The organism is Phytobacter sp. RSE-02 (assembly GCF_040578655.1).
GTDB lineage: Bacteria > Pseudomonadota > Gammaproteobacteria > Enterobacterales > Enterobacteriaceae > Phytobacter > Phytobacter diazotrophicus.
In genome coordinates, this window is sequence record NZ_JBEULY010000001.1 from 67193 (window position 1) to 80583 (window position 13391).

General features: G+C 55.0%; 16 protein-coding genes. 13 read left to right on the plus strand and 3 right to left on the minus strand.

Going from position 1 to position 13391, the window contains the following annotated elements:
• Positions 1-5 precede the first annotated feature (5 nt).
• A complete protein-coding gene (locus ABU190_RS00305; RefSeq protein WP_354690073.1) occupies positions 6-644 on the plus strand; it encodes a DUF1007 family protein in 639 nt (212 codons plus the stop codon).
• Positions 635-1615 (plus strand): nickel/cobalt transporter, encoded by a 981-nt coding sequence (locus ABU190_RS00310; RefSeq protein ID WP_354690074.1) that lies wholly within the window; start codon positions 635-637, stop codon positions 1613-1615. The genes ABU190_RS00305 and ABU190_RS00310 overlap by 10 nt, the downstream gene beginning before the upstream one ends.
• Before the next feature lie 52 nt (positions 1616-1667).
• Here the strand turns inward: ABU190_RS00310 and suhB are convergent, their stop codons facing one another.
• On the minus strand, positions 1668-2471 hold the full coding sequence (suhB, locus tag ABU190_RS00315) for an inositol-1-monophosphatase (RefSeq protein WP_039079650.1): 804 nt from the start codon (positions 2469-2471) through the stop codon (positions 1668-1670).
• A gap of 117 nt (positions 2472-2588) precedes the next feature.
• Between suhB and trmJ the strand changes: the two genes are divergently transcribed.
• The 11 genes from trmJ to sseB all read left to right on the plus strand — a co-directional run bounded on the left by trmJ (position 2589) and on the right by sseB (position 11564).
• Positions 2589-3323, plus strand: a complete 735-nt coding sequence (gene trmJ, locus ABU190_RS00320) for a tRNA (cytosine(32)/uridine(32)-2'-O)-methyltransferase TrmJ (protein WP_108700834.1) — start codon at positions 2589-2591, stop codon at positions 3321-3323.
• A 217-nt stretch (positions 3324-3540) separates the two neighbouring features.
• Complete coding sequence (gene iscR / locus ABU190_RS00325; protein ID WP_039079652.1) at positions 3541-4032, plus strand: Fe-S cluster assembly transcriptional regulator IscR; 492 nt, start codon at positions 3541-3543, stop codon at positions 4030-4032.
• A gap of 242 nt (positions 4033-4274) precedes the next feature.
• Positions 4275-5489 (plus strand): cysteine desulfurase, encoded by a 1215-nt coding sequence (gene iscS, locus ABU190_RS00330; protein WP_039079653.1) that lies wholly within the window; start codon positions 4275-4277, stop codon positions 5487-5489.
• Between the two features lie 27 nt (positions 5490-5516).
• Positions 5517-5903 (plus strand): Fe-S cluster assembly scaffold IscU, encoded by a 387-nt coding sequence (iscU, locus tag ABU190_RS00335; protein WP_003860661.1) that lies wholly within the window; start codon positions 5517-5519, stop codon positions 5901-5903.
• Positions 5904-5916: 13 nt separating this feature from the next.
• On the plus strand, positions 5917-6240 hold the full coding sequence (gene iscA, locus ABU190_RS00340; protein ID WP_039079654.1) for an iron-sulfur cluster assembly protein IscA: 324 nt from the start codon (positions 5917-5919) through the stop codon (positions 6238-6240).
• A 122-nt stretch (positions 6241-6362) separates the two neighbouring features.
• Complete coding sequence (gene hscB, locus ABU190_RS00345; protein ID WP_039079655.1) at positions 6363-6878, plus strand: co-chaperone HscB; 516 nt, start codon at positions 6363-6365, stop codon at positions 6876-6878.
• Positions 6879-6896: 18 nt separating this feature from the next.
• Complete coding sequence (gene hscA, locus ABU190_RS00350) at positions 6897-8747, plus strand: Fe-S protein assembly chaperone HscA (RefSeq protein WP_079496155.1); 1851 nt, start codon at positions 6897-6899, stop codon at positions 8745-8747.
• Position 8748: 1 nt separating this feature from the next.
• Positions 8749-9084 carry an ISC system 2Fe-2S type ferredoxin gene (fdx, locus tag ABU190_RS00355; RefSeq protein WP_039079657.1) on the plus strand — a complete coding sequence of 112 codons (336 nt, stop codon included), beginning with the start codon at positions 8749-8751 and terminating at the stop codon, positions 9082-9084.
• A gap of 1 nt (position 9085) precedes the next feature.
• The gene (gene iscX / locus ABU190_RS00360; protein ID WP_039079658.1) at positions 9086-9286 is read left to right on the plus strand and encodes a Fe-S cluster assembly protein IscX; all 201 of its coding nucleotides are present in this window, start codon (positions 9086-9088) and stop codon (positions 9284-9286) included.
• A gap of 60 nt (positions 9287-9346) precedes the next feature.
• Positions 9347-10636, plus strand: a complete 1290-nt coding sequence (gene pepB, locus ABU190_RS00365) for an aminopeptidase PepB (protein WP_039079659.1) — start codon at positions 9347-9349, stop codon at positions 10634-10636.
• 124 nt (positions 10637-10760) lie between these two features.
• On the plus strand, positions 10761-11564 hold the full coding sequence (sseB, locus tag ABU190_RS00370) for an enhanced serine sensitivity protein SseB (RefSeq protein ID WP_354690075.1): 804 nt from the start codon (positions 10761-10763) through the stop codon (positions 11562-11564).
• A 13-nt stretch (positions 11565-11577) separates the two neighbouring features.
• Here the strand turns inward: sseB and ABU190_RS00375 are convergent, their stop codons facing one another.
• Together ABU190_RS00375 and sseA are read right to left on the minus strand one after the other, a co-directional pair.
• Positions 11578-12351 carry a MurR/RpiR family transcriptional regulator gene (locus tag ABU190_RS00375; RefSeq protein WP_354690076.1) on the minus strand — a complete coding sequence of 258 codons (774 nt, stop codon included), beginning with the start codon at positions 12349-12351 and terminating at the stop codon, positions 11578-11580.
• Positions 12352-13197 (minus strand): 3-mercaptopyruvate sulfurtransferase, encoded by an 846-nt coding sequence (gene sseA / locus ABU190_RS00380; RefSeq protein ID WP_039079789.1) that lies wholly within the window; start codon positions 13195-13197, stop codon positions 12352-12354.
• Positions 13198-13391: the final 194 nt, after the last annotated feature.

Below are 13391 nucleotides of genomic sequence, written 5' to 3' on the forward strand. Positions count from 1 at the left end.
AACACATGCAAGCAGTTAAACAATGCGCTTTTGGGCTCTTTCTCGCATTTTTATCATTCAGTGCGCTGGCGCATCCGCACAGTTTCATCCGCATAAAAATGCAGCTTGTGGTGGATAGCGGGCAATGGACCGGGCTGAATATGCGCTGGACGATGGATGAAATTACCTCCGCAGATCTCCTCTATGATGCGGGTGATGCCAAACCGGGTGACGAGATCTGGAAAAAGCTGGCGGCGGAAGTGATGGCCAATGTACTGGGGCAGCATTACTTCACCGAAGTCTGGCATAACGGGCAAAAAGTGAAATTTCAAAATCGACCCTTAAGCTATGGCCTTGCGAGAGAAGGGCATAAGGCAGTGTTAACCTTTGTGTTGCCGCTGGCAGAACCACAGCCGCTGAGCGGGCAGACGTATACTTTTTCCACCTATGATCCGACCTATTTTGTCGACATGAGTTACGCCAGTGAGAGCGATGCTACGCTGCCGGATGTCGTACAGAAGACATGCAAACTTACAGTTAAAACACCGAAGCCGGGGGAAGATGTGCTGAACTATGCACAATCGCTGGATAAAGCGGATGCGCCGGAGGAAGACATGCAGTTGGGTAAACAGTTCGCGCAGACGGTGACGGTACAATGTCCGTAATTAACACAACACGCCGACCGCTGCGGCGCTGGCGGCAGTGGTGGCCTCTGGCCCTCTTTATCGTGCTCGCGCTGGCGAGTGTCTTCTGGCTCTGGCACGTCTGGCCTCAGGTACTGCGTGAAAGTGTCGGCTGGCAGCGTGCGTTTAATCGGCAAATGAGCGCCCTGATTCAGGCCGTGGCAGAAAACCCGACCACTGCGGGTGGCTCTCTGCTGATGGTGAGCTTTATGTATGGCGTACTGCATGCGCTTGGGCCGGGGCATGGCAAAGTGGTGATCACCACCTGGCTTGCAACGCATCCTTCACGCCTGAAATCCAGTATTGGGCTGACGCTGGCTTCTTCCCTACTGCAAGGGCTGGTGGCGGTGACGCTGGTGTTTGTCGTATTGAGCGTACTGGCGCTACCGGCCCGTCAGCTTCATTTAAGCAGCTTCTGGCTGGAGAAATGTAGCTACGCGCTGGTGGGGGTACTGGGCCTGTTGCTCTGCTGGCGTGCTGTCAATAAACTCCGCAGCCTGCTACGCAAACCTACGTTTACCGCATTCACGCCACATCATGAGCATCATGAACACTGCGGGTGTGGACATCAGCATCTGCCCACGGCGGAGCAGCTACAGCAGGGCGACGACTGGCGCGCGCGTTTGATGATCATTCTCTCGATGGGGATGCGACCCTGTTCCGGGGCCATTATGGTACTGCTGTTCAGTAAGGTGATTGGCGTTTTCGGCTGGGGGGTTGCCTCGGCGATGGCGATGGCGGCCGGGACATCATTGACTATCTCGACGCTGGCGCTACTGGTGCACAGTTTTCGTCAACTGGCGGTGAAATTGAGTGCGAATAAAGCCCCCGCCTTATGGAAGCAGGTTGGCTGGACGACGCTCGCGCTGGCGGGTGGGGCGATTCTTGTCACCGCATCGGTTGTGATGTGGCTCAGTGCGGAAATAATGGGAAGAGGGCTTCGGCCTTTTTGATTCGCCGAAAGAGAGTACCGCTTGCAGCCAGGCCGCAAGCGGTTATCAGACATTAACGCTTGAGCGCGTCGCTCAGCTCTTCGCGCATGTTTGCCAGCATCGCTTTCACGACGCGTGGGTTACCTGCAACGATGTTGCCGGTTGTCATATAGTTATGACCACCGGTGAAATCGCACACCAGACCACCTGCTTCACGAACCAGCAGTTCGCCTGCCGCAAAATCCCACGGTTTGAGGGCGATTTCGAAGAAACCGTCGACGCGGCCCGCAGCCACATAGGCCAGGTCCAGCGCAGCAGAACCGGTACGACGGAAATCCGCGCACTCAGTAAACAGTTTGCCAACGATGTTGATGTAGGTCGCCGCGTGTTGCTTGGCTTTGAACGGGAAGCCGGTCGCCAGAATGGTGCCGTCCAGGTCGCGCGCAGTGCTGCCACGCAGACGATAGCCGTTCAATTGCGCGCCCTGACCACGGGTCGCCGTGAAGAGTTCATTACGCATTGGATCGTAAACGACCGCGACTTCGGTGCGGCCTTTAATGCGCACAGCGATAGAAACGGAGAAGTGTGGCAGACGTTTGATGAAGTTGGTGGTGCCATCCAGTGGATCGATAACCCATTGAACATCCTGATCTGTGCCTTCATGCTCACCGCTTTCTTCGGTGATAATGGTGTGTTGCGGGTAAGATTTACGGATAGTGTCGATAATCACTGCTTCTGCAGCTTTATCTACGTTAGTCACGAAATCGTTACTGCCTTTCTGGCTCGCTTCTACAGCGTCCGGGGTTTCATAGTGTTTGGCAATTACATTACCCGCCTTGCGCGCAGCACGCACGGCGATGGTCAGCATCGGATGCATCGGTTTCTCTCACTGGATGTTAAAGAACGGAAAACGGCGCGTATGATAGCAGCGAATTCGGATTATGTCTTCGCTTTATGATAATATGCGCGAATATTCTTTAGCCGTTGAAAAAATATGCTGCAAAATATTCGAATTGTGCTGGTTGAAACCTCTCACACTGGCAACATGGGCTCCGTCGCCCGCGCAATGAAAACGATGGGCTTAACCAACCTCTGGCTGGTGAACCCGCTGGTTAAACCGGACTCCCAGGCAATCGCGCTGGCCGCAGGTGCCAGCGATGTGATTGGCAATGCGCAAATCGTCGATACCCTCGATGAGGCGCTGGCTGGCTGTAGCCTCGTTGTCGGCACCAGCGCCCGCTCGCGTACGCTGCCGTGGCCGATGCTCGACCCGCGTGAGTGTGGCTTAAAAAGTGTTTCCGAGGCACAGCATGCGCCAGTGGCGCTGGTATTTGGTCGCGAACGCGTTGGCCTGACCAATGACGAACTCCAGAAATGCCATTATCACGTCGCCATTGCGGCCAACCCGGAATACAGCTCGCTGAACCTGGCGATGGCGGTTCAGGTGATTGCTTATGAAGTCCGTATGGCGTGGCTGGCGACGCAGGAAAACGACAGCACGGAAGAACATGAAGAGACGCCGTATCCGCTTGTGGATGATCTGGAGCGTTTCTATGGTCACCTGGAAAAGACGCTGCTCTCCACCGGGTTTATCCGTGAAAGCCATCCGGGACAGGTCATGAACAAGTTGCGCCGCCTCTTTACCCGTGCGCGTCCGGAAAGCCAGGAGCTAAATATCCTGCGCGGAATTCTGGCGTCAATTGAGCAGAAAACGCAGGAAAAACAGTAGGGTTACTGTATTTTTTCATGCGTGTGTCCCGACTGCTTTAGCGGGCGAAAAATGCCCCTAAGCAAAACGGCACGTAAAGCCAAATACCTGACTAAAACAGTCAAGTAAATAGTTGACCAATTTAGTCAGGAATGTCAGACTTGCCCCTGCTATGCGACATTATTTTAAATTTTAATAAAAACCCCGGGCAGGGGCGAGTCTGAGGCTAAGTTAAGACATGAGACTGACATCTAAAGGGCGTTATGCCGTGACCGCAATGCTGGACGTTGCGCTCAACTCCGAAACGGGCCCGGTACCGTTGGCTGATATTTCCGAACGTCAGGGAATCTCCCTCTCTTATCTGGAACAACTGTTCTCTCGCTTGCGCAAAAATGGCCTCGTGGCCAGCGTGCGTGGCCCGGGCGGCGGTTATCTGCTGGGTAAAGATGCAGGCAGTATCGCTGTTGGTGAAGTGATCAGCGCCGTTGACGAATCTGTTGATGCAACCCGTTGCCAGGGTAAAAGCGGCTGCCAGGGCGGCGACAAATGCCTGACCCATGCGCTGTGGCGTGACCTGAGCGATCGTCTGACCGGATTCCTGAACAACATCACCCTGGGTGAGTTGGTCAATAACCAGGAAATCCTCGATGTGTCCGATCGTCAGCATACGCACGAATCCCATCGCACGACCCGCGGTCAGGATGCCATCGACGTTAAGCTGCGCGCATAATTTACCCGTCCTGTTTCGGGGCGCTGCTGCGTTGGCCGCACTTGTTTAACCCAGGCGCTTACTTATGTAAGCTCCTGGGCATTCACAAGCTTGCCGCCTTGCTGCACCGCAAAACAGTTAGGTTAAAACACTATAAGAATTCAGAATCAGGCCGGGGTGATCCGTCACCCCGTATAAACGGTCGTACATCCAGCCGGTAGCCTGATTCATTGCATTGAGTGATGTACGGAGTTTATAGAGCAATGAAATTACCGATCTATCTCGATTACTCCGCAACGACGCCGGTGGATCCGCGTGTTGCTGAGAAAATGATGCAGTGTCTGACTCTGGACGGGACTTTTGGTAACCCAGCTTCTCGTTCTCACCGTTTTGGCTGGCAAGCTGAGGAGGCGGTTGATATCGCCCGTAATCAGATTGCTGAGCTGGTTGGTGCCGATCCGCGTGAAATTGTTTTCACCTCTGGCGCGACCGAATCTGATAACCTGGCGATCAAAGGTGCGGCCAACTTCTATCAGAAAAAAGGCAAGCACATCATCACCAGCAAAACCGAACACAAAGCCGTGCTGGACACCTGCCGTCAGCTCGAGCGTGAAGGTTTCGACGTGACCTATCTGGCGCCTCAGCGCAACGGCATCATCGACCTGAAAGAGCTCGAAGCGGCCATGCGTGACGACACCATCCTCGTCTCCATTATGCACGTGAACAACGAAATCGGTGTGGTACAGGATATCGCGACCATCGGCGAAATGTGCCGTGCGCGCGGCATTATCTACCACGTTGATGCGACCCAGAGCGTGGGCAAACTGCCTATCGACCTGAGCCAGTTGAAAGTGGATCTGATGTCCTTCTCCGGCCACAAAATCTATGGCCCGAAAGGGATTGGCGCGCTGTACGTGCGTCGTAAACCGCGTATCCGTATCGAAGCACAGATGCACGGCGGCGGTCACGAGCGCGGCATGCGTTCCGGTACCCTGCCAGTACACCAGATTGTCGGCATGGGTGAAGCCTACCGTATCGCCAAAGAAGAGATGGAAACCGAGATGGCGCGTCTGCGCGGTCTGCGTAACCGTCTGTGGGACGGCGTGAAAGATATGGAAGAGGTCTACCTGAACGGCGATCTCGACCAGGGCGCACCGAACATCCTCAACGTCAGCTTTAACTACGTTGAAGGCGAGTCGCTGATCATGGCGCTCAAAGACCTGGCGGTTTCCTCTGGTTCTGCCTGTACTTCGGCGAGCCTGGAGCCCTCTTACGTGCTGCGTGCGCTGGGTATGACTGACGAGCTGGCACACAGCTCTATTCGTTTCTCTTTAGGTCGTTTCACTACCGAAGAAGAGATTGACTACGCCATCAAGCTGGTTCGCAACTCCATTGGTCGTCTGCGCGAACTTTCTCCACTGTGGGAAATGTTCAAACAGGGCGTGGATTTGAACACCATTGAATGGTCACATCACTAATCGGTAGCGGAATCAGGAGAACAGAACATGGCTTACAGCGAAAAAGTAATCGATCACTACGAAAACCCGCGCAATGTCGGCTCTTTCGACAACAGCGATGAGAGCGTTGGTAGTGGTATGGTGGGTGCGCCAGCCTGTGGCGACGTAATGAAGTTGCAGATCAAAGTCAACAATGAAGGTATCATTGAGGACGCGCGCTTCAAGACCTACGGTTGCGGTTCGGCAATCGCCTCCAGTTCACTCGTCACCGAGTGGGTAAAAGGCAAGTCCCTGGATGAAGCGCAGGCAATTAAAAACACTGACATTGCCGAAGAGCTGGAATTGCCGCCGGTAAAAATCCACTGCTCTATTCTGGCGGAAGATGCGATTAAGGCCGCAATTGCGGACTACAAAAGTAAACGTGAAGCAAAATAATTGAGGGCATTGTATGTCGATTACCCTGAGCGACAGTGCTGCAACGCGAGTGAATAACTTTTTGGCCAACCGCGGTAAAGGGTTTGGCCTGCGTCTGGGGGTCAGAACCTCTGGTTGTTCTGGCATGGCCTACGTACTGGAATTTGTTGACGAACCCTCGGCGGAAGACACCGTGTTCGAAGATAAAGGTGTGAAGGTCGTTATCGACGGCAAGAGCCTGCAATTCCTTGATGGCACGCAACTGGATTTCGTTAAAGAAGGCCTGAACGAAGGGTTTAAGTTCACCAACCCGAACGTCAAAGACGAGTGCGGTTGCGGCGAAAGCTTTAACGTGTAATTGCATTTCACCGATAAGCCCCACCATAGAACAGACTCACATCCTTCGCGCTGAGACAGCGTGAAGGACGCAGAGTATGACTGTGCGTGGGGTTTGTTTTAGCAGGCTATTCCGAGATTGCTATGGATTACTTCACGCTCTTTGGGTTATCCGCCCACTATCAGATTGACATTCAGGCGCTGGCGTCACGTTACCAGGATCTGCAGCGTCAATACCATCCGGATAAATTCGCCAGCGGAACCCAGGCAGAACAACTGGCTGCGCTGCAGCAGTCTGCAACCATCAATCAGGCATGGCAGACGCTGCGTAGCCCGCTGAACCGCGCGGAATATCTCCTTTCACTGCATGGCTTCGATCTCGCCAGCGAACAGCACACGGTGCGCGATACCGCTTTTCTGATGGAACAACTGGAATTGCGTGAAGAGCTTGATGAGATTGAACAGGCGCGGGATCAGGCGCGTCTGGAAAGCTTTAGCAAACGCGTGAAAGGTATGTTTGATTCCCGCCATCAGCAATTGATTGAACAACTGAATACTGAAACGTGGGATGTCGCGGCGGATACCGTGCGTAAACTGCGTTTTCTCGATAAACTGCGCAGCTCAATAGAACAACTCGAAGAAAAACTGCTCGGTTTTTAATTTTTCTGGAAGCACAAGATGGCCTTATTACAAATTAGTGAGCCTGGTTTGAGTGCCGCGCCGCATCAGCGTCGTCTGGCGGCAGGTATCGATTTAGGCACCACCAATTCTCTGGTTGCTACTGTACGCAGCGGCCAGGCCGAGACCCTTGCCGATAGCGCCGGGCGTCATCTGTTACCTTCGGTTGTGCACTATTCAGCCACCGAACATACCGTGGGTTATGACGCGCGTGCCAACGCCGCACAGGATCCGGTTAATACCATCAGTTCCGTAAAACGTATGCTGGGCCGCGCGTTGAGCGACATTCAGGCACGTTACCCACATCTGCCGTATCAATTGCAGGCAAGCGAGAACGGTCTGCCGATGATCGCCACCAGCGCGGGGCTGATAAACCCGATCCGCGTCTCTGCCGATATCCTGAAATCCCTTGCGCTGCGCGCGCAGGAATCCCTGTCCGGCGAGTTGGACGGTGTGGTTATCACCGTTCCGGCATATTTTGATGATGCACAGCGTCAGGGCACCAAAGATGCCGCGCGCCTTGCGGGCCTGCATGTTCTGCGTTTGCTCAACGAACCGACCGCAGCGGCGATAGCCTATGGCCTGGACTCCGGGAAAGAGGGGGTAATTGCCGTTTACGATCTGGGCGGCGGTACCTTTGATATTTCCATTCTGCGCTTAAGTCGCGGGGTGTTTGAAGTGCTGGCCACCGGCGGTGATTCCGCGCTGGGCGGCGATGACTTTGATCATCTGCTGGCAGATTTTATCCGCGAGCAGGCGAACCTGCCTCAGCATGGCGACAACCGTCTGCAGCGTGAACTGCTTGACGCCGCCATTGCCGCAAAAATTGCGCTGAGCGATGCCGCGTCCGTCACCGTTGAGGTGGCTGGCTGGCAGGGCACAGTGACCCGTGAACAGTTCGAAGCGCTGATTTCGACGCTGGTCAAACGTACCTTACTTTCTTGCCGTCGCGCGCTGAAAGACGCGGGCGTTGAGCCGAACGAAGTGCTGGAAGTGGTCATGGTGGGCGGCTCCACGCGTGTACCTCTGGTTCGCGAGCAAGTGGGTGAGTTTTTTGGTCGTACGCCGCTGACCTCCATCGACCCGGATAAAGTTGTCGCGATTGGCGCGGCGATCCAGGCCGATATTCTGGTGGGCAATAAGCCAGACAGCGACATGCTGCTGCTGGATGTGATCCCGCTGTCGCTTGGCCTGGAGACCATGGGTGGGCTGGTGGAAAAAGTTATCCCGCGTAATACCACCATTCCGGTGGCGCGTGCGCAGGAGTTCACCACCTTCAAAGATGGTCAAACGGCCATGTCTATCCACGTAATGCAGGGCGAGCGCGAACTGGTGCAGGATTGCCGTTCGCTGGCGCGTTTTGCGCTGCGTGGTATCCCGGCGATGCCAGCGGGTGGCGCCCATATCCGTGTTACTTTCCAGGTGGATGCGGACGGCCTGCTCAGCGTGACGGCGATGGAGAAATCCACCGGCGTTGAAGCGGCTATCCAGGTCAAGCCCTCCTACGGTCTGACCGACAACGAAATCGCCACCATGATTAAAGATTCCATGAGCTTCGCTGAGCAGGACGTGAAAGCGCGTATGCTGGCCGAACAAAAAGTGGAAGCTGCCCGCGTACTGGAAAGCCTGAACGGTGCGCTGGCGACAGATGCCGCGCTGTTAAGCGCCGCAGAGCGGACGGTTATCGACGAGGCTATCGCACAGTTAAGTGCGGTTGCTAACGGCGATGATACTGATGCCATCGAACAAGCCATTAAAAATCTAGACAAACAAACCCAGGAATTCGCCGCGCGCCGCATGGATCAATCCGTGCGCACCGCGTTAAAAGGCCATTCCGTCGACGAGGTTTAACATGCCAAAGATCGTTTTTCTGCCTCATCAGGACCTCTGTCCCGATGGCGCAGTTCTGGAAGCTAAGAGCGGCGAGACCATTCTTGATGTAGCCCTGCGTGGCGGTATTGAGATTGAACACGCCTGTGAGAAATCCTGCGCCTGCACCACCTGCCACTGTGTCGTGCGTGAAGGGTTTGATTCGTTGCCGGAAAGCAGCGAAGACGAAGACGACATGCTGGATAAAGCCTGGGGTCTGGAGCCGGAAAGTCGCCTGGGCTGCCAGGCGCGCGTCACCGACGAAGATCTGGTTGTGGAGATCCCGCGTTACACTATCAACCACGCCCGGGAGCATTAATATGGCACTGAAATGGACCGACAGTCGCGAGATCGGCGAGGCGCTGTATGACGCTAATCCGGATCTCGATCCGAGAACTGTCCGCTTCACCGATATGCACCAGTGGATTTGCGATCTGGAAGATTTTGATGACGATCCGAACGCATCGAACGAAAAGATTCTCGAAGCAATTCTGCTAGTCTGGTTAGATGAAGCATCTTGATATCGACGGGCTGCCTTCTGGCGGCCCGTTTTCATATCCCATGCGCTAAAGGACAAAACAATGACAACAGAAGCGATGAAAATTACGCTGACGACCCAGGGCGCAGACGCTCGTTGGGGCGAAAAAGCGCTCTACAGTATTAATAACGACGGCATCACCCTGCACCTGACCGGTAAAGATGACACGGGCTTAATCCAGCGCGCCGCGCGCAAAATTGATGGCATGGGCATAAAGCATGTCGCGCTGAGCGGTGAAGGCTGGAACGCGGATCGCAGTTGGGCGTTCTGGGCTGGTTACAAAGGGCCGAAAGGGACGCGCAATGTTGAGTGGCCGACCTTATCAGAGTCAGATCAAAAAGAGCTCGACAGCCGTCTGAAAACTATCGACTGGGTGCGTGACATCATCAATGCGCCGGCAGAAGATCTCGGGCCGGAACAACTGGCGCAACGCGCTGTGGATCTGCTCAATGACGTGGGCGGCGAGGCGGTCTCTTACCGGATCGTGAAAGGTGAAGATCTGCGCGAAAAAGGGTATATGGGTATCCATACTGTCGGGCGCGGTTCTGAACGTCCCCCGGTACTGCTGTCGCTGGATTATAACCCGACGGGCGATGCAGAAGCGCCAATCTATGCCTGCCTGGTCGGTAAAGGCATTACCTTCGATTCCGGTGGTTATAGCATCAAGCAGACCGCGTTTATGGATTCGATGAAATCCGATATGGGCGGTGCTGCGCTGGTGACCGGCGCACTGGCATTTGCGATTACGCGCGGCCTGAAAAAGCGTGTGAAACTTTACCTGTGCTGCGCGGATAACATGGTCAGCGGCAACGCCTTCAAACTGGGCGATATCATCCGCTACCGCAACGGCAAAACCGTAGAAGTCATGAACACCGATGCGGAAGGGCGTCTGGTGCTGGCAGACGGTCTGATTAATGCCTCTGCGCAGAAACCGCAATTTATCATTGATGCCGCGACCCTGACCGGGGCTGCCAAAACCGCATTGGGTAATGACTATCATGCGCTGTTTAGCTTCGATGACAAACTGGCAAACCGTTTACTGGCCAGCGCTGCGGCGGAAAACGAGCCGTTCTGGCGTTTGCCGCTGGCGGAATTCCACCGTAATCAGCTACCGTCAAACTTTGCCGAGTTGAATAACACCGCTGGCGCGGCGTTCCCGGCAGGGGCAAGCACGGCGGCAGGTTTCCTGTCGCACTTTGTGGAAAATTATCAGCAGGGCTGGCTGCATATCGACTGCTCTGCGACCTATCGTAAAGCGGCGGTGGAGCAGTGGGCTGCGGGTGCGACGGGCCTTGGCGTGCGTGCCATCGCGAATCTGTTGACCGCGAAGTAATTTTCCCCTCATCCTGACCTTCTCCCCAAAGGGGGGAGGGGGTTGTACGGTGCAGGCCGTCCCCCTCTCTGTGGGAGAGGGCCGGGGTGAGGGCATCAAACAGCTTAAACGAACAGTAAAATTTATGTCTCATTCAGACCACGATCACGACCATCATCACGAGCCTGAAACTCTCGATAGCCTGCTGGAAAAAGCGGCGACCGAGCCGGCTTACCGCCCGGCATTTTTCCGCAAACTGCTGGAATCCACTGTTTGGGTGCCAGGCACTGCCGCGGAAGATGAAGCCATTGTTGAAGACAGCGCGTTGGATCTACAGCACTGGGAAAAAGACGACGGCCAGTCGGTGATCCCCTTTTTCACCTCCCTCGAAGCCCTGCAGCAGGCGGTGGAAACGGAGCAAGCTTTTGTGGTGATGCCTGCGCGAACGCTATTTGAAATGACGCTCGGTGAGATGCTGTTCCTCAATGCGAAGTTACCGACCGGTAAAGAGCTCACGCCGCGTGAAATCAGCCATCTGGTGGGTAAAGATGACAGTCCGTTAAGCCAGCAGGAAGTGCTGGAAGGCGGCATGTCGCTGCTTTTGTCCGAAGTGGCAGAGCCGCCTGCGCAAATGATCGATTCGTTGACCAAATTGTTCTCGACCTTCAACCATGTGAAATGTGCATACCTTTGCTCTATCAAAGAGAAAAATGATGCTCAGCCGAACCTGCTGATTGGTATTGAAGCCGAAGGCGACATTGAGAGTGTGATTGAGGCGGCAGGCAGTGTGGCAATGGATACCTTACCGGGTGATGAGCCGGTGGATATTTGTCAGGTAGTAAAAGGGGAACACGGGGTCAGCCATTTTATGATTGCCCATATCACCCCCTTCTATGAGCGCCGCTGGGGCAGTTTCCTGCGAGACCTGAAGAACAACCGCATTATCTGATACGTCGACGGGCTTAGCCCGTCGCTTCCAGCAGCAGTAAATCCATCAGTAACACCAGATTCGACTCAAACGACGTTACCCCGGCCGCTTCGGCGGCAAAATGCACCGCTTCGTCATACAACGCAAAATGCAAATCCGCGAGGTTTGCCAGCGTATTCGCCGAGGCGCGAGTAAAGGCGATTACCGTCATACCAACATTCTGTGCAATGCGCGCTTTATCCAGAACCTGTTCCGTTTCGCCGCTACGTGAGACGGCAATAAACACCTGGTAACGCGCCGCGTTGCTGAGGAAGATATTACGGCTGTCGCCGGGGCCAGAGATAAATGCCGTCTTGCCCAGCACCTGCAATTTTTTTGTCAGGTATTCCGCAAACAGATATGAAAACCCGGCGCCATAAAGAAAAAAACTCTCTTTCTCGCGCAGTAGTGTGACGAACTGTCGGCGCTTTTCATCGGTCACCCACTGAAAGGTCTGCTGGTAGTTCGCCATAAACTGATGAAAAAGCGCGGGCAGGGTATTGCCGTTTCCCGTAACCTGCTCTGGAATATGAGGGGTATCGGCCAGAAGCTGTTTGCAGTGCCAGATAAACTCGCTGTAGCCGCTAAACCCCAGTTTCTGGCATAGCCGCATAATGGTGGCAGTAGAGACAAATGTCGCCGTCGCCAGATCGCGGACGGTGATATTGCCCACCAGCAGCGGGTGATCCGTGAGGTGGGCGAGGACCCGGTATTCGGCGCGGGTAAGAGACTCCCCGCGCGTTAAAAGGGGCGCTAAACGGTTATCCATTTACGCAGGTTCAATCGGCAAGTCGTCGCGCGCGCCCCATTCACTCCAGGAACCATCGTACAACTTCACGTTATTTGCGCCGAGCGTGGTGAGCGCCAGGATGACGACAGTGGCGGTGACACCAGAGCCGCAACTGACAATAATCGGCTCCTGCAGATTAACGCCCTGACGTGTGAAAATGGCCTCCAGCTCGTCTGTCGTTTTCAGCTCACCGTTAACCACCAGATCGCCCCACGGCACATTCAGCGCGCCGGGAATATGGCCGCGTTTCAGGCCTGCACGCGGTTCATCCACCTCGGCGTTGAAACGGGCAGCCGGGCGGGCATCCACAAGCTGTGCGGTACGCTCGTGGCTGACCAGCAGCACATCAGTCAGGCGTTTAACCAGTGATGGGTCAACTTTCACCTCGAAATCAGATTGCGGCAAGTTGGCGTCACCCTGCTCAAGCGGCAGTTCATCGCGCTGCCAGCCTGCGAATCCGCCTGCCAGAATTGAAACCCGCTCGACACCGAAATAACGTAGCATCCACCAGGCGCGCGGGGCGGAGAAGAGATTACCTTCGTCATAGACCACCAGATGTTTGTCGTGGCTTACGCCCAGCTCACGCATGGCGACGGCAAAGGCTTCCGGGCGCGGTAACATGTGCGGCAGCGAAGTGGTGTGGTCAGAAAGGGCTTCGATATCAAAAAATACCGCCCCGGGGATGTGCCCGGCGCGGTATTCAGCCGTCATATTACGGGTGTGTTCCTGGCCTGCAGGTGCCATTCGGGCATCGATGACCTGAACCTCGGGGTCATCGGCGTGTTCAATCAGCCAGTCGGCTGAGACAAAAAAAGAGGTGGACATGGTTGCCTCCGTGTCATCAACAAGAAACCCGCCATGCTTCAGGCTGCAGGTGTATTGGCTGGATTCGTTCATCCCGGTCACTTACATCAGTAAGCTTCGGGGATTCTCTCATCTGCCGCCTGCCTGCAACTTGAATTATTCAGGGTATATCCTGAATTGTTAACGTTTTTTCCTGCCCCGACAAGCAACCATCG